The 24,924-nt window shown below is 67.1% G+C and carries 23 protein-coding genes; 11 read left to right on the forward strand and 12 right to left on the reverse strand.

Features of this window, described 5'->3' with window-relative positions; translation table 11 throughout:
- Nucleotides 1-3: 3 nt before the first annotated feature.
- Genes DKG75_RS13165 through DKG75_RS13190 form a run of 6 tightly spaced genes read right to left on the reverse strand, consistent with a single transcriptional unit; the run spans nucleotide 4 to nucleotide 6,136 of the window.
- Nucleotides 4-930, reverse strand: coding sequence for an SDR family NAD(P)-dependent oxidoreductase (locus DKG75_RS13165; RefSeq protein WP_243746569.1), 927 nt, complete (start codon nucleotides 928-930; stop codon nucleotides 4-6).
- Between the two features lie 17 nt (nucleotides 931-947).
- On the reverse strand, nucleotides 948-2,132 hold the full coding sequence (locus tag DKG75_RS13170; RefSeq protein WP_109921579.1) for an acyl-CoA dehydrogenase family protein: 1,185 nt from the start codon (nucleotides 2,130-2,132) through the stop codon (nucleotides 948-950).
- A gap of 10 nt (nucleotides 2,133-2,142) precedes the next feature.
- Nucleotides 2,143-3,012, reverse strand: coding sequence for an HpcH/HpaI aldolase/citrate lyase family protein (locus tag DKG75_RS13175; RefSeq protein ID WP_109921580.1), 870 nt, complete (start codon nucleotides 3,010-3,012; stop codon nucleotides 2,143-2,145).
- Nucleotides 3,009-3,461, reverse strand: coding sequence for a MaoC family dehydratase (locus DKG75_RS13180; protein WP_109921581.1), 453 nt, complete (start codon nucleotides 3,459-3,461; stop codon nucleotides 3,009-3,011). Before DKG75_RS13180 ends, DKG75_RS13175 begins: the two co-directional genes overlap by 4 nt.
- A gap of 20 nt (nucleotides 3,462-3,481) precedes the next feature.
- Nucleotides 3,482-4,681: an acetyl-CoA acetyltransferase gene (locus DKG75_RS13185; protein WP_109921582.1), complete on the reverse strand. Its 1,200-nt coding sequence runs from the start codon at nucleotides 4,679-4,681 to the stop codon at nucleotides 3,482-3,484.
- Between the two features lie 3 nt (nucleotides 4,682-4,684).
- Nucleotides 4,685-6,136 carry a 3-oxoacyl-[acyl-carrier-protein] synthase III C-terminal domain-containing protein gene (locus tag DKG75_RS13190; protein WP_109921583.1) on the reverse strand — a complete coding sequence of 484 codons (1,452 nt, stop codon included), beginning with the start codon at nucleotides 6,134-6,136 and terminating at the stop codon, nucleotides 4,685-4,687.
- 150 nt (nucleotides 6,137-6,286) lie between these two features.
- Here DKG75_RS13190 and DKG75_RS13195 point away from each other — a divergent pair, with 150 nt between their 5' ends.
- The 8 genes from DKG75_RS13195 to DKG75_RS13230 all read left to right on the forward strand — a co-directional run bounded on the left by DKG75_RS13195 (nucleotide 6,287) and on the right by DKG75_RS13230 (nucleotide 13,484).
- Nucleotides 6,287-6,778, forward strand: a complete 492-nt coding sequence (locus tag DKG75_RS13195) for a MarR family winged helix-turn-helix transcriptional regulator (protein WP_109921584.1) — start codon at nucleotides 6,287-6,289, stop codon at nucleotides 6,776-6,778.
- A 35-nt stretch (nucleotides 6,779-6,813) separates the two neighbouring features.
- On the forward strand, nucleotides 6,814-7,566 hold the full coding sequence (locus DKG75_RS13200) for a glucose 1-dehydrogenase (RefSeq protein WP_208112123.1): 753 nt from the start codon (nucleotides 6,814-6,816) through the stop codon (nucleotides 7,564-7,566).
- 29 nt (nucleotides 7,567-7,595) lie between these two features.
- Nucleotides 7,596-8,390 (forward strand): enoyl-CoA hydratase-related protein, encoded by a 795-nt coding sequence (locus DKG75_RS13205; protein WP_109921586.1) that lies wholly within the window; start codon nucleotides 7,596-7,598, stop codon nucleotides 8,388-8,390.
- 19 nt (nucleotides 8,391-8,409) lie between these two features.
- On the forward strand, nucleotides 8,410-9,651 hold the full coding sequence (locus DKG75_RS13210) for an acetyl-CoA hydrolase/transferase C-terminal domain-containing protein (protein ID WP_133637020.1): 1,242 nt from the start codon (nucleotides 8,410-8,412) through the stop codon (nucleotides 9,649-9,651).
- A gap of 79 nt (nucleotides 9,652-9,730) precedes the next feature.
- On the forward strand, nucleotides 9,731-10,906 hold the full coding sequence (locus DKG75_RS13215; protein WP_109921588.1) for an acyl-CoA dehydrogenase family protein: 1,176 nt from the start codon (nucleotides 9,731-9,733) through the stop codon (nucleotides 10,904-10,906).
- Nucleotides 10,907-10,930: 24 nt separating this feature from the next.
- The gene (gene kce, locus DKG75_RS13220) at nucleotides 10,931-11,863 is read left to right on the forward strand and encodes a 3,5-dioxohexanoate:acetyl-CoA acetone transferase (protein ID WP_109921589.1); all 933 of its coding nucleotides are present in this window, start codon (nucleotides 10,931-10,933) and stop codon (nucleotides 11,861-11,863) included.
- Nucleotides 11,864-11,865: 2 nt separating this feature from the next.
- Nucleotides 11,866-13,008: an acyl-CoA dehydrogenase family protein gene (locus tag DKG75_RS13225; protein ID WP_109921590.1), complete on the forward strand. Its 1,143-nt coding sequence runs from the start codon at nucleotides 11,866-11,868 to the stop codon at nucleotides 13,006-13,008.
- A gap of 17 nt (nucleotides 13,009-13,025) precedes the next feature.
- Nucleotides 13,026-13,484, forward strand: a complete 459-nt coding sequence (locus tag DKG75_RS13230; protein ID WP_109921591.1) for a DUF3237 domain-containing protein — start codon at nucleotides 13,026-13,028, stop codon at nucleotides 13,482-13,484.
- Between the two features lie 90 nt (nucleotides 13,485-13,574).
- On the opposite strand, the gene DKG75_RS13235 is transcribed toward DKG75_RS13230, so the two are convergent.
- From DKG75_RS13235 to DKG75_RS13250, 4 genes are all read right to left on the reverse strand, one after another.
- The gene (locus DKG75_RS13235) at nucleotides 13,575-13,844 is read right to left on the reverse strand and encodes a cytochrome C oxidase subunit IV family protein (RefSeq protein ID WP_109921592.1); all 270 of its coding nucleotides are present in this window, start codon (nucleotides 13,842-13,844) and stop codon (nucleotides 13,575-13,577) included.
- 2 nt (nucleotides 13,845-13,846) lie between these two features.
- Nucleotides 13,847-14,419: a cytochrome c oxidase subunit 3 gene (locus DKG75_RS13240; protein WP_109921593.1), complete on the reverse strand. Its 573-nt coding sequence runs from the start codon at nucleotides 14,417-14,419 to the stop codon at nucleotides 13,847-13,849.
- Complete coding sequence (locus DKG75_RS13245) at nucleotides 14,416-15,135, reverse strand: hypothetical protein (protein WP_109921594.1); 720 nt, start codon at nucleotides 15,133-15,135, stop codon at nucleotides 14,416-14,418. Before DKG75_RS13245 ends, DKG75_RS13240 begins: the two co-directional genes overlap by 4 nt.
- Nucleotides 15,136-15,228: 93 nt before the next feature.
- Complete coding sequence (locus DKG75_RS13250) at nucleotides 15,229-15,939, reverse strand: SDR family oxidoreductase (RefSeq protein ID WP_109921595.1); 711 nt, start codon at nucleotides 15,937-15,939, stop codon at nucleotides 15,229-15,231.
- A gap of 88 nt (nucleotides 15,940-16,027) precedes the next feature.
- On the opposite strand from DKG75_RS13250, the gene DKG75_RS13255 reads away from it, so the two are divergent.
- Nucleotides 16,028-17,368 carry an enoyl-CoA hydratase-related protein gene (locus DKG75_RS13255; RefSeq protein ID WP_166646538.1) on the forward strand — a complete coding sequence of 447 codons (1,341 nt, stop codon included), beginning with the start codon at nucleotides 16,028-16,030 and terminating at the stop codon, nucleotides 17,366-17,368.
- Nucleotides 17,369-17,403: 35 nt separating this feature from the next.
- Here DKG75_RS13255 and DKG75_RS13260 read toward each other — a convergent pair whose 3' ends face one another.
- Nucleotides 17,404-18,423 (reverse strand): NADP-dependent oxidoreductase, encoded by a 1,020-nt coding sequence (locus tag DKG75_RS13260; protein ID WP_109921597.1) that lies wholly within the window; start codon nucleotides 18,421-18,423, stop codon nucleotides 17,404-17,406.
- Nucleotides 18,424-18,820: 397 nt separating this feature from the next.
- On the opposite strand from DKG75_RS13260, the gene DKG75_RS13265 reads away from it, so the two are divergent.
- Together DKG75_RS13265 and DKG75_RS13270 are read left to right on the forward strand one after the other, a co-directional pair.
- The gene (locus DKG75_RS13265; RefSeq protein WP_109921598.1) at nucleotides 18,821-20,599 is read left to right on the forward strand and encodes a DUF1302 domain-containing protein; all 1,779 of its coding nucleotides are present in this window, start codon (nucleotides 18,821-18,823) and stop codon (nucleotides 20,597-20,599) included.
- A 20-nt stretch (nucleotides 20,600-20,619) separates the two neighbouring features.
- Nucleotides 20,620-21,978 (forward strand): DUF1329 domain-containing protein, encoded by a 1,359-nt coding sequence (locus DKG75_RS13270; RefSeq protein ID WP_208112124.1) that lies wholly within the window; start codon nucleotides 20,620-20,622, stop codon nucleotides 21,976-21,978.
- Between the two features lie 75 nt (nucleotides 21,979-22,053).
- On the opposite strand, the gene DKG75_RS23550 is transcribed toward DKG75_RS13270, so the two are convergent.
- On the reverse strand, nucleotides 22,054-24,879 hold the full coding sequence (locus tag DKG75_RS23550; RefSeq protein ID WP_109921600.1) for a winged helix-turn-helix domain-containing protein: 2,826 nt from the start codon (nucleotides 24,877-24,879) through the stop codon (nucleotides 22,054-22,056).
- Nucleotides 24,880-24,924 lie beyond the last annotated feature (45 nt).

Here is a 24,924-nt window from a genome sequence, read left to right on the forward strand (position 1 = left end):
GCGTCAGACCGGGTCCCAGGTGAAGACATCGCCGGACCGGTGCAGGGGGTAGAAATCATTGGCGAATTGCGGGAAGACCCGCTCCGCCACGCTGTCCGGGGTCCAGCCTTCGGCCGTATGGGCGGTGCGGATCGGGCGCGACTGCGAGAACAGATAGATCTCGTTGTTGCGCACGCCGAAGACCTGCCCGGTTACCTTGGCGCCGGCGTCCGAAGTCAGCGCCACGACGAAGGGCGCGATCTTTTCCGGCACCAGCTTCTTCAGGCCCTCGACCCGCCGCGCCTGTTCAGGCGTGTTGGCCGGGATCGAATCGACCATGCGAGTCCAGGCGAAGGGGGCGACGGCATTGGAGCGCACGTTGAAGCGCGCCATGTCGATCGCGATCGCCTTGGACAGGCCGACGATGCCGAGCTTGGCCGCCATGTAGTTGGCCTGGCCCATGTTGCCGATCAGGCCCGAGGTCGAGGTCATGTGGACGAGGGCGCCGGATGCCTGTTCCTTGAAATAGGGGGCGGCGGCGCTGCTGGTGTTGAAGCTGCCCTTCAGGTGGACGGCGATCACCGCGTCGAAATCCGCCTCTTCCATCTTGTGGAACAGCGTGTCGCGCAGGTTGCCGGCATTGTTCACCACGGCATCGATCCGGCCGAAGCTGTCGATGGCCGCCTTGATCATTTCCTTCGCATCGGCGCTGGACGCGACGCTGCCATGGTTGGCGACGGCCTTGCCGCCGGCGGCGCGGATTTCCGCCACCACCTGTTCGGCGGGGGAGACGTCCTCGCCCCCGTCGCCCTTCAGCGAGGTGCCGAGGTCGTTGACGACGACGGCGGCCCCCGCCGCCGCCATCTCGAGCGCGATGCCCCGGCCGACGCCGCGCCCGGCACCGGTCACGAGAACGGCCTTGCCCGCCATGCTGGCGATTGTCGATGTCATGATGCCTGGCCTCTCGTTCAATAGGATTTGGGCAGATCCAGGACCTTCTCGGCGATGAAGGACAGGATCAGCTGTTCGGTGATGGGGGCGATACGGGTGACGGTCACCTCGCGCAGCAGGCGTTCGACGTGATATTCCTTGGCGTAACCGAAGCCGCCATGGGTCAGCACCGCCTGGAGGCAGCTGTCGTAGCCGGCGCGGGCGCCGAGGAATTTGGCCGAATTGGCCTCGGCGCCGCAGGGCTTGCCGGCGTCATAGAGCTGGGCGGCGCGCATCGCCATCAGCCAGGCGCTTTCGAGATACATCCAGCGTTCCGCCAGGGGGTGCTGGATGCCCTGGTTCTGGCCGATCGGGCGGTCGAAGACCACGCGCTCCTGGGCGTATTTCGCGGCGCGGCGCAGGGCATCCTGGCCGATGCCGATGGCCTCGACCGCGATCAGCACCCGCTCCGGGTTCAGGCTGTGCAGGATGTAGGAGAAACCCTTGCCTTCCTCGCCGATGCGGTCCTCGTCGGGGATGAACAGGCCGTCGATGAAGATCGCATTGGAATCGACAGCCTTCCGGCCCATCTTCGGGATCTTGCGGACCTCGATCTTCGCGCGGTCGAGATCGGTGTAGAAGATGGTGATGCCGTCGGTCGGGCGCTTGGCGTCCTCGTAGCGCGTGGTGCGCGTCAGCAGCATGATCTTGTTGGCGACCTGGGCGGTCGAGGTCCAGACCTTCTGGCCGTGGACGATGTAACCGCCTTCGACCTTCTGGGCGAAAGTCTTGATTCGGGTCGTGTTCAGGCCGGCGTCCGGCTCGGTGAAGCCGAAGCAGACCTGGTCCTCGCCGGAAATCAGGCGCGGCACCCAGCGCGACTTCTGCGCGTCCGTGCCGTGGACCACGATCGGGTGCGGCCCGAACAGGTTGATATGGACGGCGGAGGTCGCGGCCATGCCGCCGCCGTGGCTGGCGACCTCATGCATCATGATCGCCGCCTCGGTGACGCCGAGGCCGGCGCCGCCGTATTCGACCGGCATGGTGATGCCCAGCCAGCCGGCCTCGGCCATGGCGCGGTGGAACTCGAAGGGGAATTTGCCGTCTTCGTCGCGTTCCAGCCAGTATTCGTCGTCGAAGCGGGAGACGACGGCGCGGACGCCCTCGCGGATCGCGCGATGGTCTTCGTTGTCGGTCAGATCGGTCGGGGAAAAGGCGTTCATCGCTCTGTCCTCAGGCTTCGGCGGCGGCCAGCACGCGCCGCGCCTGTTTCAGGTGGGGTATGTCGTACATCTTGCCGTCGATGCCGATGGTGCCGGCATCGGGGGCGGCCTCGAAAGCCTCGACGATGCGCCGGGCGTGGGCGACATCTTCGTCCGCCGGGGTGAAGCAGCGGTTGATCACCTCGACCTGATCCGGGTGGATCGCGATCCGGCCGGTGAAGCCGTCACGGCGCGACAGCCGGCAGCTTTCGGCCAGGCCCGCGGGGTCGCGGAAATCGGCATAGAGCGTGTCGATGGGGGCGACATCCGCCGCCGCCGCCGCGAACAGGCAGAGCGAGCGGGCGACCCGATAGGGGAAGGTCCAGTCGCCGTCCGCGTCCTTGTTGGCGGTGGCGCCGATGGCGGCCCCCAGGTCCTCCGCCCCCCAGGTCAGGCCGATCAGGCGGGGATGGGCGGGGGCATAGCTGCCGAGGTTGAACAGGGCGGCCGGCGTCTCGGTCGAGACGACCAGGATCTTCACCGTGCCCGGCGCCATGCCGGCCTGGGCCTCCAGCGCGTCCAGGTAATGGCCGATGCGCTGGATGTCCGCCGCGCCGTTCGCCTTCGGCACCAGGATGGCGTCGAGGCCGGGGCGCACCACCGCCGAGAGATCGGCTAGCGTCAGGCCGGTGTCGAGGGCATTCACCCGCACGATCAGGCCGGCAGTGCCGCCGCCATGGCCGGCCAGGAGGTCGCGGACGATGAAGCGGGCGTCGGCCTTGCGGCTGGGCGCCACCGCATCCTCGAGGTCGAGGATCAGGGCGTCGGCCCCGGCCTTGGCCGCCTTGGCGAATTTCTTCTCGCTGTCGCCCGGCACGAAGAGGAGGGAGCGCAGCCTCATGCCGGCTTCCTCAGCATCAGGGCGACGCGCCGGCAATAGGCGACTTCTTCGCCCCGCTGGTTGAAGCCGCGATGCTCGAAGGTGACGATGCCCTGGTTGGGGCGCGACTTGGACGAGCGGATGGCCACGACCTTCGATTCCGAGCGCAGCGTGTCGCCGGCGAAGACGGGCTTGGCGAAACGCACCTCTTCCCAGCCGAGATTGCCGACCGTGGTGCCGAGGGTGGTGTCATAGATCGACAGGCCGACGACCAGCCCCAGGGTGAAGATGCTGTTCATCAGCGGCTTGCCGAATTCCGTGTCCTTCGCATATTCGGCATCGATATGGATCGCCGCCGGATTGTAGGTGAGGCTGGAGAACAGGATATTGTCCATATCCGTCACCGTGCGCCGCACCTCATGGGTGAAGGTCTGGCCGATCTCGAAGTCCTCGAAATAACGCCCTGCCATGCTGTCCTCCCTGGTTTTTGTCAGCCGAGACGGCCGAGGATCGAAACGGCGGCGACGCTGTTGAAAGGCGCGCCGCCCAGATTGTGGGTCAGGCCGAAATCGACTGTGCCGCGCTGGCGTGCCCCGGCGCGGCCGAGCAACTGGCTGTAGACCTCATAGGCCATGCGCAGGCCCGATGCCCCGACCGGGTGGCCGAAGCACTTCAGGCCGCCGTCGATCTGGCACGGCAACTCGCCCTCGCGGTCGAACTTGCCGTCCAGGATGTCGAAGGGGGCCCGGCCCTCGTCGGACAGGCCCAGGTCTTCCATGGTCACGAGCTCGGTGATCGAGAAGCAGTCGTGCACCTCGGTCAGGCCCAGCTGCGCGCGGGGATCGTTCAGGCCCGCCTCGGCATAGGCCCGGCGCGAGGCTTCCCGCGTGTTGCGGACATAGGAGCCGTCCCAGGCGCCATGCTGGCTTTCCCAGCCGTTGCTGGCGGAAAGCTGGATCGCCTTCACGGTCACGATGTCGGTCTTGCCCAGGCCCCTGGCGATGTCGGGCGTGGTCACGATGGCGCAGGCCGCACCGTCGGAGACGCCGCAGCAGTCGAACAGGCCCAGCGGATCGGCGATCAGCGGCGCGTTCAGGATCGTGTCCATGGCGACGGGCTTCCGCAGATGCGCCTTGGGGTTCAGGGCGCCGTTCTGGTGGCTCTTCCACGAGACATGGGCCATGGCCCGCTTCAGGTCGCCGGCCGCGATGCCGTGGCGCCGGGCATAGGCGCCGGCAAGCTGGGCGAAGGAGCCGGGGGCGGAGCCATAGGGCATCCAGAGATCGTTGGCGAGGCCCTTGGTGCGCAGCGGCAAGCCGCCATAGCCCGTGTCCTTCAGCTTCTCGACGCCCAGCGCCAGGGCAATGTCGCAGGCGCCGGAAGCAACCGCATAGGTGGCGGCGCGCAGCGCCTCGGTCCCGGTCGCGCACATATTCTCGACCCTTGTTACCGGGATCGGCGGCAGGCGGAGTGCAAAGGCCAGCGGCAGGGCGGAATTGCCGACATTGACGTCGTCGAGGGCGGCGCCCAGCCAGGCGGCGCCGATGTCCTTCCGCTCGATCCCCGCATCCGCCAGGGCTTCGGTGAAGGCTTCGACCATCAGCTCTTCCGAACCCATGTTCCAGCGCTCGCCGAAACTGGTGCAGCCCATGCCGAGAATGGCGACCTTGTCGCGAATACCTGTTGCCATGGCTCAAGCCTCCAGCTGCGGCCGGGCCACGGGGGCGGCCTTCCAGAAATAGGTGCGGAAGCCGCGCCGCCGGTCGGCGGATTTCACGCGGAACCGCATGGTCAGCGCGTCGCCCACCGCCGGCGGCGCGGCGGCGATATCGGTCACTTCCATCAGCACGCGGGCACCGCCCGGGAATTGGATGAGGCCGAAATAGAACGGCGGATCGGGGCAGTAGTTCAGCCGGTCGGCGGTGATCGAGACCACGGTGCCGGTCTCGTCCGCCAGCCGCACGTCGGTCATGGGGCCGGCCTCGACATCGGGGGCGACGGGCAGGCGCGTCTTCGGGAACTGGGTATTGCCGCCGGCATCGCGCCCGCCGATGAAGCCGGTGAAATCCCGGCCATAGCGCTCCAGCACCGAGGCGGAGGTCTTCTGTTCCAGTTCCGAGCGCGGACCCCAATCCAGCGACAGGGCGCCGCTGAGGCTGAGGAAGCGGACGTAGTCGGCAAAGCCGAGGCCCTGGGCGAGTGCGGCGGCCGCGGCCCCGGCGCCGGCCACGGGGCCCGTCACCTCGAGGACCAGGGCATCGCAGCCGCTGCCGAAACCGGCAAGCAGGATGCGGTCGCCGGTCTTCGCCGTTTCGAGCGCAAGGCCGAGGGCGAAAAGAACATGGGCGGTGCCGAGGTCGCCCGCCGCTTCGGTCACCGCTTCCGCCAGGTTGGGGACCTTCAGGCCGAGGGCGGCGGCAACCGCCTTGTAACAGCCGGAGACCGGTTCATGGACCACGGCGGCGGCGATCTCCGCCGCCTCGACGGCGGCCGCCTCGAGGGCGGCGCCGATGGCCGGCACCAGCACGGCGGCGACGGCGGTATCGCGGATGAAGCGCTCTTCCGACTGGTAGGGCGTCGGGTGCGCCGGCGAGGCATAGACATCGAGCAGATCATGGGCGAGGGAGGCATGGCCGATCAGCCGGGCCCCGTCGCCGGGCCCGACCAGGGCGGCGGCCCCCCCGTCGCCCCAGGCGAGGTGCAGGGCATTACCGGCCTGGCCCGGGCGGTTCTCGCCGGCGGCGATCAGCGTGTCCCCGCCGTCGCCCGCCAGTAGCGCATCCAGAAGGGCGGAAACCCCGGCGCGGCGGCTGCCCGCCACATCCAGGCACCGGGTCTCGGCCGGCAGGTGCAGGGCATCGATCAGCAGGCCGGCCTGGGCGCGTTCGGTAAACGGGCTCGACGTCGTGGCCAAGACCACCTTGGCGATCGGGCCCGACTTTCGCACGGCGATCCGCGCCGCTTCCACGGCGACAGTAAGGGCGTCTTCGTCGAAGGCGGCGACGGCGCGCCGGCCGTTGCGGGGGCCGCCCAGCCCGCTCCAGCGCAAGGCCTTGGCGGCGGCCTGCCGGTCCAGCCGGAGCAGGGGCAGATAGGCGCCCAGTCCTTTGACGCTGTTCGGGCCTTTGATGCTTTTCGTCGCCATGGTCGATCCGTTTCCATTCCCTATGGATCGACTAATAACTCGCTTGCGTATCGTACGCAAGTGTACGATAAAGGTATCGCGAGTGAATGATGCAGAGGGAGCAGATTGGCGCTAGTACATGGATTCTGCCGCTTTTGGAGGGGTTGGTCCATGTCGACGGATCTGAATTGGAAATTGCGACTCGGTTTCCTAGTGCACGATGTTTCGCGGTTGCGCCGCAACGTGACCGACCGGGTTTTGAAGCCGCTGAACGTGACGCGTTCGCAGTGGTGGGTGCTGGCGTTCCTGTCCCGGCGGGACGGCATGCCGCAGGTCGCCCTGGCCGAGGAACTGGATCTCGGCAAGGTCGCCCTCGGGGGCCTGATCGACCGGCTGGAGGCCAACGGTCTCGTCGAGCGGCGGGCCGACCTGACCGACCGCCGCGTGAAGCGGGTGTTCCTGACCAAGGTCGGCACCAAGCTGATCAAGGACATCCGCAACAGCGTCGCCGAGACGGAACACGACATCCTGCTCGGCATCGATGAAGCCGACTTGCAGGTGATGGTGAAGGCATTGCGGGCGATGAAGGAAAACCTTCTCGAACTGCTGGGTGGGGATCGCGTCGAGCACGAGGAGGATGACACTTCGGCCGGCGCCTCCTGAGATCATGTCCCGTGGGAGGAAAGACATTGCGTGGATTGTCGGATAAAGTCGCCATCGTCACCGGCGGCGGCCAGGGGATCGGGCGCGGCATCAGCCTGCGCCTGGCCGAAGAGGGGGCCAAGGTCGCGATCTTCGACCTGAACCCCGCGGCGGGCGAGGAAGTGGCCGCACTGGCCGGCCCGGGCGCCACGGTGAAGACCTATCAGGTCGACGTCAGCGACTATGCCACCGTCCAGGCGGCGGTGGCCGCCGTCGAGGCCGACCTCGGCCCGATCTGGCTGCTGGTCAACAATGCCGGCTGGGACAAGCCGCTGGCCTTCCTGAAGACCGACCAGGCCCTTTGGGACAAGATCATCCGCATCAATCTCTACGGTCCCTTGAACACCCATCACGCCGTCTGCCCGCTGATGGTTGCGCGCGGCGGCGGCCGGGTGATCAACATCGCCTCCGATGCGGCCCGCGTCGGCACCAGCGACGAAGCGGTCTATTCCGCCTGCAAGGGCGGGCTGATCTCCTTCACCAAGTCGATCGCCCGCGAACTGGCCCGCAAGGGCGTGCTGCTGAACACCGTCTGCCCCGGCCCGACCAACACGCCGATGATGCAGTCCGTGCTCGGCACCGGCGACGACGCCGTGAAGTGGAAGGATGCCATGGTGCGCGGCATTCCGCTGAAGCGCATGGGCGAACCCGAGGATTACGCCGGCATCGTCGCCTTCCTGGCGTCGGAGGACGCGAATTTCATCACCGGCCAGACCGTCTCGGTCTCGGGCGGCATGAACATGATCTGATCGAGAAAAAACGCCGAGAGGAACGCCCCATGGGCCAGACCACGACCTACGAAGACATCATCTACGACGTGCGCGACCGCGCCGCCTGGATCATCATCAACCGCCCCAAGGTCTATAATGCCTTCCGCGGCCAGACGATCGAGGAATTGATCAGCGCCTTCCAGCGTGCCGCCAACGACCGCGCGGTCTCCTGCGTGGTGCTGACCGGGGCGGGCGAAAAGGCCTTCTGCACCGGCGGCGACCAGTCGGCCCACGAAGGCTCCTATGACGGCCGGGGCGTCGTCGGCCTGCCGATCGACGAATTGCAGGGCATCATCCGCGACATCCACAAGCCGGTGATCGCCCGCGTCAACGGTTTCGCTATCGGCGGCGGCAATGTGCTGGCCACCCTCTGCGACCTGACCATTGCGTCCGAAACCGCGCAGTTCGGCCAGGTCGGGCCCAAGGTCGGCTCGGTCGATGCCGGCTGGGGCACGGCCTATCTGGCCCGCCATATCGGTGACAAGCGCGCCCGCGAGATGTGGTTCATCAACGACCGCTATACCGCGCAGCAAGCCTTTGAGATGGGCCTCGTCAACAAGGTGGTGCCGGCGGCCGAGCTCGATGCCGCGGTGAAGGACTGGACCGACAAGCTGGCCCAGCGCTCGCCGACCGCGCTGGCCCTGGCCAAGCGTTCGTTCAACGCGGATTCGGACTCGATCCGGGGCATCGCCAATTTCGCCCTGCATGCGGTGAAGCTCTATTACGACACCGACGAGTCCAAGGAAGGCGTCGCCGCCTTCAACGAGAAGCGGACCCCCGACTTCCACAAGCATTTGCGCTGATGCCTGTGGAGGTCCGGCGGTGGCACCGGTTCGCTTAAGGCCAGAAAAGCTGGCTGACGTGCTGCCGCCGGGCGGCCTGACCTATGTCCAGGGCTGCTCCGGGGAATCCGCAGCCCTGAACGGGGCGGTCATGGCCGCCGGCGATGCCCTGGGCGCGATGTCCTTCACCGGGATCTTCGTCCCAGGGCTCAACCGGGCGAGCTATCTCGCCAACCCGGACTGCCGGGTGGAAACATTCTTCCTGACCCCGGAACTCCGCGCGGCGGGGGACCGGGTGCGGTTCCTGCCGCTGTGTTATGGCGATATATTGGCGCGGCTGCGCCGGCAGCCGCCGACGGCGGCGATCTTTTCCGTGGCGCCGCCCGATGCCGACGGCTTTTGCAGCTTCGGCGCCATCATCGATTTCCTGGCCGATGTCTGGGACCGCATTCCCATCCGTATCGCCCATATCAACCCGCGCATGAAGGCGACCCGGGGCCATCGGGGCATTCCCTGGCACGAGTTGACTGCCGTCCTCGAAGACGAGGGCTTCGACCTGCCCGGCATGGCGACCGGCGGCAGCGATCCCGAGGCGGACGAGATCGCGCGCCATATCGCGGGCCTGATCCCCGATGGCGCGACCCTCCAGACCGGTCTCGGCAAAGTGCCCGGCGCATTGATGCGCAATCTTACCAATCATCGCGACCTGCGGATTCATTCCGGCCTGATCGGCGATGGGGTGCTCGACCTGCTGCGGGCCGGGGCCTTGGCACCGGGGGCGGCGGTGAAGGGCGGTGTGGCCATCGGCGCGCCGGCGCTCTACGACGCGATCGACGGCGAGGCCTTCTCGTTCCAGGGCGTCTCCCACACCCATGCGGTGGCGGTCATCGCCGGCATTCCGAACTTCATCGCCATCAATTCGGCGATCGAGGTCGATCTCTTCGGCCAGGCTTTTGCCGAACTGACCCCGAAGGGCTTGATGTCCGGCCCCGGCGGGGCCTCGGATTTCGCCCGGGGGGCCAGGCTTTCCGAAGGGGGGCTGCGGATCGTGGCGCTGCCGGCGGCCGCGCGCGGGGCCAGCCGGATCGTGCTGCCGGGGGCGCCGGCCGGGCCGGTCTCGCTCGGCCGTTTCGACATCGATCTCGTGGTGACCGAGCAGGGCGTCGCTGACCTGCGCGGCAAGGACCACGGGGAACGCGCGGCGGCCCTGATCGCGGTCGCGGCGCCCGAACATCGCGAATCACTGGCGCGGGGTTACCGCGAATTCGCCGGCCGGCTGTAAGCCGTCTTGCCACGGGCAGGGCTTTGCCGTAATAGTACGCATGCGTACGGTAAACTAATGATCAAGGGGCGGAAACGAAATGATCGAACGGACTCTGTTCAAGGAAGAGCATAACATTTTTCGCGACTCCGTTCGCCGCTTCATGGAAAAGGAAGTGGTGCCCTACCACGCCCAGTGGGAGAAGGACGGCATCGTCCCCCGCGACCTGTGGCTGAAGGCCGGCGAGGCTGGCTTGCTCTGCTGCACCGTGCCGGAGGAATACGGCGGCCTCGGCCTCGACTATCTCTTCGATGTCGTGGTGTTCGAGGAATTGTGGCGCGTCGGTGCGTCGGGCCCCGGCTTCCTGATCCATACCGACCTGGTCGCGACCTATATCCTGTCCTTCGGGACCGAGGAACAGAAGCGCCACTGGCTGCCGAAGATGGTGAAGGGGGAGGCGATCGGCTCGCTGGGCATGACCGAGCCCCACGCCGGTTCCGACCTCAAGGCGATCCGCACCCGGGCAACCCGGGACGGTGACGACTTCCTGATCAACGGCCAGAAGGTCTTCATCTCCAACGGCCAGATGTGCGACGTCATCGTGCTCGCTACCAAGACCGACAGCGCGGCGGGGGCCAAGGGCATCACCCTGTTCCTGGTCGATACCCATACCGAGGGCTTCCGCCGTGGCCGCAACCTCGACAAGCTGGGCATGCATGCCCAGGACACGTCTGAACTGTTCTTCGACAATGTCCGCGTGCCGGCCAGCGCGATCCTCGGGCAGGAAGGGCGCGGCTTCCAGCAGATGATGACGAAACTGTCGCAGGAACGCCTGGCCCAGGCCGTCCGCTCCGCGACCGTGACCGAGACGGTGATCGGCTGGACCGCCGACTATACCGCCGACCGCAAGGCCTTCGGCCAGACGGTGGCGGATTTCCAGAACACCCAGTTCAAGCTGGCGGAACTCCAGGCCGAGGCGATCACCGCCCGCGTGCTGACCGACAAATGCATCGAATTGTTCATGGCCGGCAAGCTCGACCCGGTCGATGCCGCGGTCGCCAAGATGATCACCGCCAACCTGCACTGCAAGGCGGTGGACGAATGCCTGCAGCTCCATGGCGGCTGGGGTTACATGTGGGAATATCCGATCTGCCGGGCCTATGCCGATGCCCGCATCATCAAGATCGCCGGCGGTTCCATCGAGGTGATGAAGATGATCATCGCCCGCGACCTCTTCGCCACCCGCAAGGGCCCGCGCGCCCAGGCCGCCGAATAACAAGAAGACAAGGGGAGGAACATCATGGCCGTCGCCAACAAGGTCATCATCACCTGCGCGGTGACGGGGTCGATCCACACCCCGTCCATGTCGCCCCACCTGCCGGTGACGGCGGAGGAAATCGCCGAGGCGGCCATCGGTGCCGCCGAGGCCGGCGCCGCCATCGTCCACCTGCACGCGCGCAACCCGGTGGACGGCCGGCCCGACCAGTCGCCGGAAGCCTTCGAGCCCTTCCTGAAGGTGATCAAGCAGCGTTCCGACCTCGTAGTCAATCTCACCACCGGCGGCTCGCCCTTCATGTCGGTCGAGGAACGTATCCGCCCGGCGACGGTGTGGAAGCCCGAGGTGGCCAGCCTCAACATGGGCTCGATGAATTTCGGCCTGTTCCCGATGCTGGCCCGCTTCAAGGATTTCAAGCACGGTTGGGAGCCGCAGATGCTGGAGAATTCCCGCGATCTCGTGTTCCGCAATTCCTTCAAGGACATTGAATACGCGCTGCGCACCCTGAACGAGACCGGCACGCGCTATGAATTCGAGTGCTACGACACCAGTCACCTCTACAACCTGCATTACTTCTGGACGCAAGGCCTGGTGCAGGCACCGCTGTTCATCCAGACCGTGTTCGGCCTGCTCGGCGGCATCGGCGCCCATCAGGAAGACGTGCTGCACCTGAAGCGCACGGCCGACCGCCTGTTCGGCGACAATTACCGCTGGTCCGTGCTGGGCGCCGGCAGGTCGCAGATGCCGGTCGCCGCCATGGGCGCGGCCATGGGCGGCAACGTCCGCGTCGGGCTCGAGGATTCGCTCTGGCTCGGCAAGGGGCGGCTGGCGGAAAGCAATGCCGCCCAGGTCACCCAGGTGCGCCAGATCGTCGAAGGCCTCGGCCTCGAGATCGCGAGCCCCGACGAAGCCCGTGAAATCCTGGCGCTGAAGGGCGCCGACAAGGTGGCGTTCTGACCATGCTGCAAACCAAAGACCGCACCACCGGCGACGACTCGCTGGACCTGTTCCGCGACCAGTTCCGCCGCTTCCTCGACCGGGAATTCACGCCCAACCTCGCCCGCTGGGAAGAGCAGGGCATCGTCGACAAGAGCTTCTGGCTGAAGATGGGCGCGGCCGGCTATCTCTGCCCCTCGGTGCCGGAGGAATACGGCGGCCTCGGCCTCGATTTCCGCTATAACGCAGTGCTGAACGAGGAATTGACCTACGCCGGCTCGACCGACACCGTGACGCTGCAATCCGACATCACCATCGGTTACATGCAGAACCACGGCTCGGAGGAACAGAAGGCCTATTGGCTGCCGCGCATGGTTTCGGGCGAGAGCATCGTCGCCATCGCCATGACCGAGCCGGGCGCCGGTTCCGATCTCCAGGGCGTGCGCACCACCGCGATCCGCGATGGCGACGACTACATCGTCAACGGCTCCAAGACCTATATCACCAATGGCCAGAACGCCGACCTGATCATCACGGTCGCCAAGACCAACCCGGGCGAAGGCGCCAAGGGCACCAGCCTGATCCTGGTCGAGGCGGACCGGCCGGGTTTCGCGCGCGGTCGCAACCTCGACAAGATCGGGCAGTTCTCGTCGGATACCAGCGAATTGTTCTTCGCCGATGTCCGGGTGCCGGTCACCAATGTCCTCGGGGCCGAGAACCGGGGCTTCGTCGTCCTGATGAACGAATTGGTGCAGGAACGCCTGTCGATCTCGATCACGGCCCAGGCCGCCGCGCAGCGCGCCTTCGACGAGGCGGTCGCCTTCACCAAGGAACGCACTGCGTTCGGCCAGAAGGTGTTCCAGTTCCAGAACACCCGCTTCACCCTGGCCGATCTCGCAGCCAAGCTCCAGATCGGCTGGGCCCATATCGACTGGGCGATCAAGCGCCACGTCGAGGGCAGGCTGACCCCGGCCGAAGCCTCCGCCTCCAAGCTCTGGCACACGGAAACCCAGTGGGAAATCATGGATGCCGCCCTCCAGCTCCATGGCGGGGCGGGTTACATGAACGAATATGCCATCGCCAAATTGTGGCGCGATGCGCGGGTGCGCCGCATCTATGGCGGCAGTTCCGAAATCATGAAGGAATTGCTCAGCCGCAGCCTCTGACGCCGGGGATATGTCCTATGTTACCTTATTCCAGCGAATTCGCCTTCAGTTACACTGTGGCGCTGGCCCCGCCGGATGTCGTCGGCCCCGGGCCGGGCGGCATCCGCCTGAACTTCCGGCTTCTCGGCGGTGAATTCGCCGGGCCGCGGCTGAAAGGCACCGTCCTGCCGGGCGGTACGGATTTCGTCACCCTGCGCAGCGACGGCGTGCTCGACATCGATGTCCGGGGATTGCTGAAGACGGAGGACGGCGCGGTCATCGACATCGCCTATAAGGGCGTGATCGATGCCGGGCCGGATGCCTATGCCGGGTTCCTGGCCGGCAGCCTGCCGGCGGCATTGCTGGTTCGCGCCGCGCCGCGCCTGACCGCTGCTCATCCGGATTATCTCTGGCTGAACCGCTTGCAGTTCTATTCGATCGGCCGCGCGGTGCCGCAGGACCTGAAGGCCGAGTTCGACGTCTACGCCCTTGTCTGAGACGGCACGCGGCATCCGGGCGTATCGCAACTGCGGCCGGGCGTCGTGGAAAAGGCGGCGGGGCAAAAACCCCGCCGCCTTTTCTTCTGGTCAGGCGAAGAGGATCATCGCGGCAAGGCCGATGGCGATCCCCCCGGCCCAGAGGTCGGCGACCAGCCGGTAGGCCAGGGGCGCATGCCGGATCTCCATGAAGTCGCGGATCACGAAGCGGACTTTCAGCATGGCGACGGCAATGATCGCGGCACTGCTGGCCCGGTGATCCTGAAAGCCCAGGCCATGGCCGATTTCCCAGGATGCCAGGGTGGCAAGGACGAGGAACAGCCAGATCGCGGAAATGCGGCTGACGATGAAAGCGCTCATGGTTACACCAGCAGATAGAGCAGGGCGAAGATCACGATCCACAGCACGTCGACGAGATGCCAGAAGGTGGCCCCGCTTTCGACATGCTGGAGGTTGACCGCCTCGATCGGCCGTGACCGGACGTAATTGATCAGCAGCAGCAGGATGCCCATGCCGATCACGACATGGATCATGTGGATGCCCGTATAGGCGAAATAGAACATGAAGAAGTCGCTGTCGGCCAGCGCCAGGCCGGCATCGAATTTCGCCCTGTACTCGAAGACCTTGACCGCGCCGAAGCCGAGGCCGCAGCCCAGGGCGGCGGCGAAACAGGCTTGCGGCACCCCGGCCGCCCGCTGCCGCGCCGCCTTCACCCCGGTGGCGACGAACCAGGAACTGGTCAGCAGCAGCAGGGTGTTGACGAGGCCGAGCACCTGGTCCAGATGCGCCCGCCCCGCGGCGAAGGCTTGCGGGCTGCCGGCGCGATAACTGAGGAAGGTGAAGAACAGCACGGAAAACAGGACCATGTCCCCGGCGATGAAGAGCCAGACGCCCCCCTCGCCGGGAACATGGACCCGGCGCGCTCCGGCCGTCACGGCCGGGCCGCCGCGCGGGCGTCCACTGCGATGGCGCGCAGCGTGACGATGCTCATCACCAGCATCCAGCCGAAGAAGACGGCGAAGACGAACCAGAAGGAGATCAGCCCGTCATAGGCGAAGGGGCCGGTCTTGAAGAATTCGATCAGGCCCGCCGGGATGATCAGCACCGCCGTCCACAGGTTGAAGAAGGCGACCCAGCGCGGAAAGATCGTCGGCACATTGTGATCCCGGAAGATCGCGACGGCGATGAAGACCATGAACAGGGCGAAGGGCGGCCAGCTCAGGATGAAGATGAACCAGACGAGGTCGTTCATCACCTGAAGGACGTTGGGATCGAGGTTCTCCGGCCGGAAGGCCAGCGCGGCCCAGGTGATGGGCATCAGCAGGAAGAAGACGTAACCCCCGCCGATATTGGCGATCGAGGCATAGGTGAGGACGGGAATGCCCCGCTCCATCCGCCGGATGTAGAAGGCGATCGAGATCGCCCAGGTGAACCAGAACGTATAGCAGATGCATTGGATCAGGGTGCCGATGCGGATGCTCATCTTGCGGTCGATGAAGATCTTGGCCAGTTCCTCCGCCGGCAGCGCGGGCGAGGGCGGCGGAATGAAGCCCATCAGCCAGCCTTGCGTGACGACGAGCGAAAGAACCAGGGCGACGCCGGTATAGACGAAGGTCCTGGCGATCGTGCCGTCGATGGTTTGTTCTTGCATGATTGTTCCCTCCCGGGCGCGCCGATCGTGCGCACGGGTACCGTAATCCAGAATACGGATGCCGTATCCGGCCGGAAGTCGGGCCCGGCCCGGTCAGACCAGGACGTGGCCGCCGTCGCCGAGCAATGTCGTGCCGGTCAGGATCGGCGTCGTCATCGCGGTCAGGTAGAGCCGGGCGATGTCGTCCGCGCTGGCGATGCGGCGGGCGGGCAGGACTGCCGCCACCGTCTCGAAATAGGCATGGCGCTTCTCCGCCGGCAGGCCGGCCCAGAGCGGCGTGTCCACCAGGCCGGGCGAGACCACGTTCACCCGGACGGGCGCGAGTTCCAGGGCGAGGCCGCGGGCCAGCCCCTCGATCGCGGCATTGATCGCCCCGGCGATGACGCGGCCGGCGGCCGGCCGCTGGGCAAAGGCACCGGAGGTCAGGGTCAGGGAACCGGTTTCGGCAATGACGGCCGCGGCGGCGATGCGCCACGCCGACCAGAATTTGGCGTTCATGCCGGCCATCGCCGCCTCGATCGGCTGTTTCCGGATCGGGCCGGTGCGGACATCGCCGGCGGTAACCGCGATATGATCCCAAATGCCGGTGGCGCCCAGGGCTTCACGGGTCTGCCGGTCGTCGGCGACGTCGAGAACCAGCGTCTCGACCGGGGCCGGCAGGGCGGCAGCCGCCGCGGCCAGCCGCTCGGCCGAACGGCTGGCGATGGTGACCCGGGCGCCGGCCCGGGCGGCCCGGCCGGCGACGGCAAGCCCGATGCCTGAGCTGCCGCCGATCACGAGAACGCGCTGGTCCTGAAGTTCCATCTTGCTTTTCCTCCCGCCATATAGTTCGTATGCGTACTATATGGCGGGAGGGCCCGCGGCCACAAGACCAAGCCGTCAGGAGGAAACGATGACCGACCAGCCGATCTTGCGCGAGTTCCGGATCGAGGACAGCCGCGAGGGCATCATCCATCTCGTCTTCGACATGCCGGGGCGGACGATGAACGTCTTCTCCAATGCCGCCATTCACGAGATCGGGCGCGTCGCCGACTGGCTGCGCGGCAGCGACGTGCGGGGTGTCGTGCTGCGCTCGGGCAAGGCGACCGGCTTCTGTGCCGGGGCCGACCTGAACGAATTGGGCGTCGCCTACGACATGATCATGCAGCGCCCGAAGGACGAGCGCACCAAGGTTGCCTATGATCATTTCTTCCCCTTGAGCCGGGGGCTTCGTGCCCTGGAGACGGCGGGCAAGCCGGTCGCCGTCGTCGTCGACGGGCTGGCGCTCGGCGGCGGCTGCGAATTCGCGCTCGCCGCCCATTACCGCGTCCTGACCGACAATCCGAAGACGGCGCTGGGCCTGCCGGAATCCCTGGTCGGCCTGCTGCCGGGGGCGGGCGGGACGCAGCGCATGCCGCGCGTGGTCGGCATCGAGGCCGCTTTGCCGATCCTGCTGGAAGGCGGCCGCTTCTCGCCGGCGACGGCGCTCGCGGCCGGCCTCGCTCACGAGGTCGTGGCGCCGGAGGCGGCGGTGGCGGCGGCGGAGCGCTGGATCCTGTCCGGGCCCGAGGCGTCCCAGCCCTGGGACCGGCAGGTGCCGCCGGCCGTGGACGGCAGGGCGGCGGCCGCCCTGCTCGATGCGGCCTGGACGAAGGCCCTGGCCGATCCCGGCGCCTTCTACCCCGCGCCCTTCGCCATTCTCGACTGTATCCGGGGCGGGATCGAAAAGCCGATGGACCGCGCCATCGAATGGGAGATGACGGTCTTCGCCGGCCTGATCCAGCGGCCCGAGCCGCGCAACATGATCCAGACCCTGTTCCTCGGCAAGCTGGAGCACGACCGCCGGGCCAAGGCGGGGGCACTGCCCGATGGCCTGGCGGCGGTGACCGCGGCGGTCCTCGGCGCCTGGCGCGCCGAGGGGGCTGGCGCGGATACGGCGGCGGCCCTGGCGTTCCTCGGCCTCGGCAAGGCGGCGCCGGCGATCCAGGCCGCGGCACCGGTGCCGGTCGCCGTCCCGGCGCCCACGGGTGGGCATTTCTGGTTCGAGGCGCAGCAGGACGAGCCCGCGCGTACCCTGGCGGCCCGGCTTCTGATCGCCTCCGCGCTGGCGGCGGATGCGGTGGCGCCGGCCGATGAAGCCGAGCGGCGCGTGATCGATTACGCCCTGGTCGCCCGCCTCGGCTATCCCGCCTATGTCGGCGGGCCGCTGTCGCTCGCCCGCTATCTCGGGCAGGCGCAACGCCTGGTCGCCTGAGGTGAGGAGGGGGCGGCCCGGCCGCCCCGCCCCGCTCAGACCAGCGAAACGATCGCCTTGCCCAGGTTCTCCCCGCGATAGAGGCCGGCAAGGACGGCGGGGGCGTTTTCCAGCCCCGCCGTGATATCCTCGTCATAGGTCAGCCGGCCGGCCCGGATCAGGTCGGCGAGGCTGGCCGCCGTCGCCGGGAAGGCGGCCAGATGATCGAAGATCACGAAGCCCGACCAGGACAGGCGCTTGGTCAGCACCTGGCGCTCGCTGCGCGGGCCCTGGGGCGGTGGCGTCCAATGGGGGATGGAAGCGGTGCCGCATTGGATGATGCGACCGCCCGTGTTCATCAGCGCCCGCGCCGCATCGCCGATGGCGCCGCCCGTATTGTCGTAGAAAATGTCGATCCCGGCGGGGCAGGCCGCGGCGATATCGGCGGCGATATCGGCCGAGGCGCGATAATCCACCGCCTGCGCGTAGCCATAGCGCGTGGTTGCCGCCGCAACCTTCTCCGCCGATCCCGTGACCCCGACGGCGCGGCAGCCGGCAAGATTGGCCAATTGGCCGACGAAGCTGCCGACGCTGCCCGCCGCGGTCGAAACCAGGACGGTCTCGCCCGCCCGGGGCCGGCCCAGGCTGTGAAAGGCGAGATGGGCGGTCAGCCCGTTGATGCCGAGGACGCCGAGGCTGGCGGTCAGCGGCAGGTCGGTCTCGGCCACCAGGCGCAGCACCGCGGCCGTTGTCGTGGTGCAATAGTCCTGCCAGCCGAACCAGCCGTAGACGAAGTCGCCGGCGGCATAGCCGGGGGCCCGGCTCTCGACGATCTCGCCGACCGCCAGCGCGCGCATGGCCGAGCCGAGGGGCACGGGATCGCTGTAATTGCCCTCGTCATTGGCCCAGCCGCGCTGGGCGGGATCGACCGACAGATGATGGTTGCGCATCAGGATCTCGCCGGCCGCGGGCGGGCGGACGGCGGCGCTCGACAGCGTGAAATGCTCCGGCTGGGGCACGCCCTTGGGGCGGCTGCTCAGGATCACCTGGCGATTGGGGGGGAAGGGGGTGGGCATGGTTTCCTCCTGGCCGGGGCCCGGCGTGGCGGTATTTTATAAAAAACAGTACGTACGGCTTGTTTAATCTAAAAACTGAGGCAATAGTGGCTGTGCCGGGATCGCGGCGGCACCACCGCTGCCGAAAAGGCCGGGGCATAAGTACATATGTGTATCATCCCTGGGTAAGCGGCAGGGCGTGGGGCCGGGATCCGTGGCCGCCACGGCCGGCCTTCCGCCGCTGCCTTTGCGAGGGGAAGCAAAAAATGGCCCGAACTTTCGGATAGGCTCTTGGTTCCGCGATCCGGAGTGTGTTAGTGTCCATATTGATAGTGCGCTAGCGTATTAAAATAAAGCGTACAATTGCCGGCGGAGAAACCGCTGGCCTGGGGGTGGCCGAAGGGCGCACCGGGAGGAAATGATGCAACAGAACTTCAGGACCCATGTCCTGTCGGCGGCCATGCTTTGCGCCTGCGGGGTGCTTGGGGCCATGCCGGCGGGGGCGGTGGAATTCCAGGCGGCCGGGGCCGACATCACCTTCTCGACGGTGATCAGCGCCGGCCTGCTGATCCGGGCCGAGGACCCGAGCGGGGAATTCTACGCCGCCGGCAACCGGGCGGGCGGCTTTTCGTCGACCAGCGCCTATGACGATCCCTCGCTCAACTTCAAGAAGGGCGAGATCGTCTCCAACGTCTACAAGATCTTCAGCGAATTGAAGGTCGACTACGGCGATTTCGGCGGCACCCTCTCGGCCAAGGCCTGGTACGACCACGAACTCGATTCCGGCGACCGCCGGCACGGCAATATCGTCAACGGTTACGCCCCGGGCCGGCCGCTGAGCGACCGCACGTTCGACGACCTGGCCAAATTCAAGGGCTTCGCCCTGATGGATGCCTATGTCCGCGGCAAGGTCGAGGTCGGCGACATGCCGCTCGAACTGCGCCTCGGCCGCCAGGTCGTGAGCTGGGGCGAGGGGCTGTTCATCGGCGGCGGCATCAATTCGATCAACCCGATCGACGTCTCCGCCTTCCGCCGCCCGGGGGCGGAACTGAAGGAGGGCCTGCTGCCGGTCGAAATGGCCTATGGCAACATCGGCCTGACCGGCGACCTGTCGTTCGAAGCCTTCTACCAGCTGAAATGGGCGCCGACCGTGATCGACGGCTGCGGCACCTATTTCTCGACCGTCGATTCGGTCGCCAAGGGGTGCAACGGCTTCACCCTGAGCGCGGCGCAGAGCGACCCGACCGGGCTTGCCACCGGCAATGTCGCCAAGCGGGCGGACGATCTCGAGGCCCGCGACGACGGCCAGTTCGGTTTCGCCCTGCGTTACTACGCGGCGGCCCTCGATGTCGAACTCTCCGCCTATTACATGCGCTATCACAGCCGCGTGCCCTATATCAGCATCTACAACACGACGGCAGCCAACGGCGGCGCGCCCTTCATCAACGGCGATCCGCTGGGCGGCAATTTCCGCTATGTCATCGAATTCCCCGAAGACATCAACCTGTTCGGCCTCGGCTTCTCCACCGTGCTCGGCGGGGTTTCGGTCTTCGGCGAAGCCTCCTACCGGCCGGATATGCCGGTGCAATTGAACGCGAACCACCTGCTGGCCGCCTTCCGCAGCGGGGGAACATCGGCCCAGTCGCCGCTGTCGCCGGCGGTCGCCGTCGGCTCGGGCGCGCTTTTCCACGGCTATGACGAGGCGGAACAATACCGGGCCCAGGTCGCGGCCTTCAAGCTGCTGCCACCGGCGCTGGGCGCTGCGGGCATCACCCTGATCGGCGAGGTCGGCTTCGAGGTTCTCGACGGCCTGCCGGGCGACCGCCGCTATGGCCGCACCGCGGTCTACGGGCTTTACAACCGCAGCGGAACCTGCGCCGAGACGACGGCCCGGAAATGCGCCGACGACGGTTACGTCACCGATTTCTCCTGGGGGTACCGGGCGCGCGGCGTGCTCGACTATCCGGATGCCGTGCTCGGCTGGAACATGAAGCCCTTCCTGTCCTGGGCCCATGACGTCAACGGCACCGCTTCCGACAGCACCTATCTCGAAGGCCGCATGGCGCTCGGCCTCGGCGTCGATTTCGACAGCGGCGGCTACAGCTTCGGCACGTCCTATGTCCGCTTCATGGGCGGCGACTACAACTACGGCAAAGATCGCGATTTCGTTTCGATCAACGCGACGGCCCGTTTCTGAATCCGGGAGGAACAGTGAAGGTGAACAGGATCTCTCTCATCGGGGCGGCGCTGGCCGTCCTCGTCGCGGGCGGCGGGCCCGCGCTTGCCAGGATCTCGGAACAGGAGGCGGCCCGCCTCGGCCAGGACCTGACGCCGGTCGGCGCCGAAAAGGCGGGCAACGCCGACGGTAGCATCCCGGCCTGGGACGGCGGGCTGACGGGCGTGCTGCCGGGGGTGGTGCCCGGGGTCTCGCGGCCCGATCCCTTTCCGAACGAAAAGCCGCTCTTCACCATCCGGCCGGCGGATATCCCGCGCTACAAGGACAGGCTGACGCCGGGCCAGATCGCCCTCCTTGAGCGCCACGGCGGCAGTTTCTACATGAATGTCTATCCGACGCACCGGACGGCCGCCCTGCCGCCCGAGGTCTATCAGCGGATCAAGGATCAGGCGACCAAGGTGGAACTGGAGGACGGCGGCTACGGCCTTGCCAATCTCGGGCTTTCGACAGTGCCTTTCCCCATTCCGAAGACAGGGCAGGAAGCGATCTGGAACCACCTGGTGCGCTATCGCGGCCAGGCGTTCGACCGCCGGGTGATCCAGGCGGTGGTGAAGCGCGACGGCAGCTTCACCCCCATGATCTATCACGACCTGCTGACCTTCCGCTCGGGCGTGCCGGAAACGCCCGACAATGCGGATATCGTCCTCAAGATCGTGCAGAAAATCCTGCAGCCGCAGCAACTGGCCGGCACCACCCTGCTCGGCATCGACCGCGTCAACCCGGTGCGGCAGCCGCGCCAGGCCTGGATGTATAATGCCGGCGCGCGGCGGGTGATGCGGGCGCCGGAAATCGGCTACGACAACCCGGGCATCGGCGCCGACGGCGCCCGCACCAACGACAATTACGAGATGTTCAACGGCGGTCTCGACCGCTACGACTGGAAGCTGCTCGGCAAGCGGGAAATCTATATTCCCTATAATGCCAACCGTCTCGATGCCCGCGGCATTCCTTACGAGGACATCCTGAAGCCCGGCCACCTCAATCCGGACCTGCTGCGTTACGAATTGCACCGGGTCTGGGTGGTCGAGGCGACGCTGAAGGATGGCCTGCGCCATCTCTATGCCCGCCGGACCTATTATCTCGACGAGGACAGCTGGTCGATCGTCGGCGGCGAGCATTACGACGGCCGGGGCGAGCTGTGGCGCGTCTCCGAGGCGCATCTGATCCAGTACACCGAGGCGACGGTGCCCTTCTACTGCGTGGAGACGCTCTACGATCTGTTGAACGATCGCTACATCGCCTTCGGCATGAACAACAACGAGCCTTACGAAATCAAATTCGACTGGCGCGCCGACGACGAATTCTACACCCCCTCGAACCTCCGCCGCATCGCCAACTAAGCCCCTTGGCAAGGCGGAGACTGGCCGGTGGTCCCCCCTGGGACCGCCGGCCTTTTCTTTCTTTCTTTCTTTCTTTCAGGGCCGGTGCAGGACCCGCAGCGCCCGGGCCTTGGCCAGGGCGCCAGCGCGGTTCTTCACGCCCAGTTTCGAATAGATATTATAGAGGTGCCATTTGACCGTGGGCACCGACAGGGACAGGCGCGAGGCGATCTGGCTGTTGTCGAGCCCGGAATCGAGCAGTTGCAGCAACTCGATCTCGCGCGGGGTCGGCGCCTCGACGATGTAACCGTCGGCATCGACGGCCTGCGGCCGCACCGACGCCGGGCTGACGCCCAGGGCATCGCAGACCCGGTTGAAGAAGGCGAGATCGGCCGGAAGCGTCAGGCCGAATTTCTTCAACGGCGTTTCCCCGACCACCTGCAAGACCAGGTCGCGCTGTTCCAGGAACGGGCGCAGCAGCCCGCGCTTGGCCGCGGTGACGACGGCGCGGGCCAGGGCCTTGATGGCACCGTCCTGGTTGCCGAGGCGGGTCATCAGGGCGGTCTGCATCAGGTGCAGTTCGACCTGATCGCGCCGCCGCCCGGTATCGAGCGCATTCTTCAGTTCCTGCTCGATCAGGGCGCCGGCTTCCTTCAGGGTGCCGGCGGCCATCAGCAGGTCGATGCCGGCAAAGATGGCCGCCGTCCGTTCCATCGCCGTCAGGTCCGCCAGGGTCCCGGGGTGGAATGCCGCCGGCCGTGACCAGATCGCCAGGCTCTCGGCCTTGTCGAAGGCGTCGGCGGTACGGCCGTGGCGCAGGGCGCAGCGGATCAGGGCGAGGTCGACCAGGAAGGGCAGGCGGCGGGCATAGCGCCGCGCCAGGGATTGCAGCGTGGCGGTGTCGGACGGCGCCTCGCCGTCGCCCGGGCAGGCCAGGGCGACTTCGATGCCGAACCAGGCGGTGTCGAGAATGCCCTGTTCGATGCCGCGGTCCATGCCCTGCTTCACCATCTCGACCGCCTCGGCAAGGCGGCCGGTATCGGCGGCGGCCCGCGCCCGTCCGAGGGTGAGGACCGAGACGATGGCCGCCGAATCGCCGATATTGGAACGAACCTGTTCCTCTGCTTCCCGCAGGTTGCGTTCGGCCTCGACCGGATCGCCTTGCAGTAGTTCCACCACCGCGCTGACCGCCGCCACCCAGGAGAAGCCATAGTCGCTGCGCACGCGGATGATCGAATCCTGCGCGAGACGAAGCGCGTGGCGGGCGGTCGGGAAATCATGCATCACGGCGCAGGCGATGCCATAGGCGCCGGCCACCGCCGCATAGTCGAAAGTGCCGGCGTCGGGATAATCGGCCAGCCAGCCCGGCGCCTCCGCCCGGACCGCGTGAATGCGGTCGAGGTGGAAATTGACGATGATCTGGGCCATGCGGTAGGGCGACCACAGCGGGCTCTTGCCGTCGCCGTCCGGCTCCGCCTCGCGGATCCGGCCGGCCAATTGGTCGAGGGCGGCGCCGGCGCGCTCGTAATGGCGGTTGAAGACCAGGGCCCAGGCATACCAGAGCAGGGTCTCGAGGCCGAGGGTAATGCCCAGGGTCTTCGCCTGTTCGACCCATTGGGTATAGGTCGCGAGATCGCCCCGGTCACGCACCATGGGGCGCGCCAATTGTTCCAGGATGCCCGATACGCGGTCGGGCAGGGGCACGTTCAGCGCCAGTTCCAGGGCATAGCTGCGGTCGCCCTTGGCCAGCAGCCAGTCGGTCGCCGCGCCCAGGACTTCGCGCCGCCGTTCCGGCGCCTGCCTGCCCGCCGCATCGGCGACCAGGAACTGGCGGAACAGGCCGTGGAAGCGGAACCAGGTCTGTCCCCGGTCCAGCGGCACCACCAGCACGTTGCGCTCGACCAGGAAGCGCACCCAATGGCCGGCCCGGGGATTGCCCGTCGCCGCCAGCGCCAGCTCGACCGAAAAGCCGCGCAGTTCGGCGATGTCGTGCAGGAAGGCGACGAGATCGGGATCGAAGCTGGCGATCAGGCGCCGGGACAGCAGCGCGGCCAGATCGGCGTCCGCGCCGGAAAAATGCTCCAGCCCCTCCGCGGCATCGGATTCATTGCTCAGGATCAGCTGGATCAGGCGGATGGCCGCGGGCCAGCCCTCGGTCTTGGCGACCACCGCGGCGATATTCTCGCGGCTCAGGTGGTCGAGGCCCGAGGCCCGCAGCATGGCCTCGGTCGTGCCGGAATCGAAACCGAGTTCGGAGACGGTGATCCGGCGCAGCTTCATTTCCAGCCGGGCCCGGCCGGCATCGAAGGGAATGGGCGCGGTCGAGGTGATGCACAGCCGGACATGGCCGGGGGTGCGGAACACCAGCGCATCCAGCAGCAGGGCCAGCCCCGGGTCGGTGCAACTGTTGATATTGTCGATGAAGATCACCGTCTCGACGCGCCTGCCGGCGAGATGGGACACCAGCCGGTCCACGCGGTGGGGCAGGCTGCCGCGCGGATCCTCGACCGAGGCGGTATTGAGGTCGAGCCGGGCCAGGCCGAGGGCGTGCTCGACCAGGGTCAGGACCACCGGCAGGTCGGCCTCGCGGTCGTCGATGCCGATCCAACTGCACTGGGCCCCGCCCGCCGATGCCAGGGCGTGCAGCTGGGTCATGAGCACGGTCTTGCCATAGCCGGTGGGGGCAACGACAGTCGTTACCTTCGGCAAGGGGCCGGCGGCGGCGAAGGACTGGATGACCCGGGTCCTGACCAGCGAGAAGGCATAGCGGGGCGGCTCGAAACGGCCCGCGCCGATGAAGGAATGATCGTCGATCGAGCGGGTGGCGCCGGCCGGCGGCTCAGGCGCGCGGGCGATGTCCCGCGGCGGTGAAAAAGATGGTTGCGTCGTTGCGCTGTCTGCCAGGCACGGTTGACCTTGCATGGGCGTATCCTCCTAACCCCCCAGGGTCCGGCCGCCGTTTTTATG

The organism is Zavarzinia compransoris (assembly GCF_003173055.1).
In the GTDB taxonomy this organism is placed as follows: domain Bacteria; phylum Pseudomonadota; class Alphaproteobacteria; order Zavarziniales; family Zavarziniaceae; genus Zavarzinia; species Zavarzinia compransoris.

Coding starts and splice junctions, on each gene's coding strand:
- DKG75_RS13165 (WP_243746569.1), bottom strand. CDS start 930: ATGACATCGACAATCGCCAGCATGGCGGGCAAGGCCGTTCTCGTGACC.
- DKG75_RS13235 (WP_109921592.1), bottom strand. CDS start 13,844: ATGAGCGCTTTCATCGTCAGCCGCATTTCCGCGATCTGGCTGTTCCTC.
- DKG75_RS13215 (WP_109921588.1), top strand. CDS start 9,731: ATGATCGAACGGACTCTGTTCAAGGAAGAGCATAACATTTTTCGCGAC.
- DKG75_RS13265 (WP_109921598.1), top strand. CDS start 18,821: ATGATGCAACAGAACTTCAGGACCCATGTCCTGTCGGCGGCCATGCTT.
- DKG75_RS13245 (WP_109921594.1), bottom strand. CDS start 15,135: ATGCAAGAACAAACCATCGACGGCACGATCGCCAGGACCTTCGTCTAT.
- DKG75_RS13260 (WP_109921597.1), bottom strand. CDS start 18,423: ATGCCCACCCCCTTCCCCCCCAATCGCCAGGTGATCCTGAGCAGCCGC.
- DKG75_RS13185 (WP_109921582.1), bottom strand. CDS start 4,681: ATGGCAACAGGTATTCGCGACAAGGTCGCCATTCTCGGCATGGGCTGC.
- DKG75_RS13180 (WP_109921581.1), bottom strand. CDS start 3,461: ATGGCAGGGCGTTATTTCGAGGACTTCGAGATCGGCCAGACCTTCACC.
- DKG75_RS23550 (WP_109921600.1), bottom strand. CDS start 24,879: ATGCAAGGTCAACCGTGCCTGGCAGACAGCGCAACGACGCAACCATCT.
- DKG75_RS13255 (WP_166646538.1), top strand. CDS start 16,028: ATGACCGACCAGCCGATCTTGCGCGAGTTCCGGATCGAGGACAGCCGC.
- DKG75_RS13250 (WP_109921595.1), bottom strand. CDS start 15,939: ATGGAACTTCAGGACCAGCGCGTTCTCGTGATCGGCGGCAGCTCAGGC.
- DKG75_RS13225 (WP_109921590.1), top strand. CDS start 11,866: ATGCTGCAAACCAAAGACCGCACCACCGGCGACGACTCGCTGGACCTG.
- kce (WP_109921589.1), top strand. CDS start 10,931: ATGGCCGTCGCCAACAAGGTCATCATCACCTGCGCGGTGACGGGGTCG.
- DKG75_RS13205 (WP_109921586.1), top strand. CDS start 7,596: ATGGGCCAGACCACGACCTACGAAGACATCATCTACGACGTGCGCGAC.
- DKG75_RS13175 (WP_109921580.1), bottom strand. CDS start 3,012: ATGAGGCTGCGCTCCCTCCTCTTCGTGCCGGGCGACAGCGAGAAGAAA.
- DKG75_RS13195 (WP_109921584.1), top strand. CDS start 6,287: ATGTCGACGGATCTGAATTGGAAATTGCGACTCGGTTTCCTAGTGCAC.
- DKG75_RS13190 (WP_109921583.1), bottom strand. CDS start 6,136: ATGGCGACGAAAAGCATCAAAGGCCCGAACAGCGTCAAAGGACTGGGC.
- DKG75_RS13170 (WP_109921579.1), bottom strand. CDS start 2,132: ATGAACGCCTTTTCCCCGACCGATCTGACCGACAACGAAGACCATCGC.
- DKG75_RS13230 (WP_109921591.1), top strand. CDS start 13,026: ATGTTACCTTATTCCAGCGAATTCGCCTTCAGTTACACTGTGGCGCTG.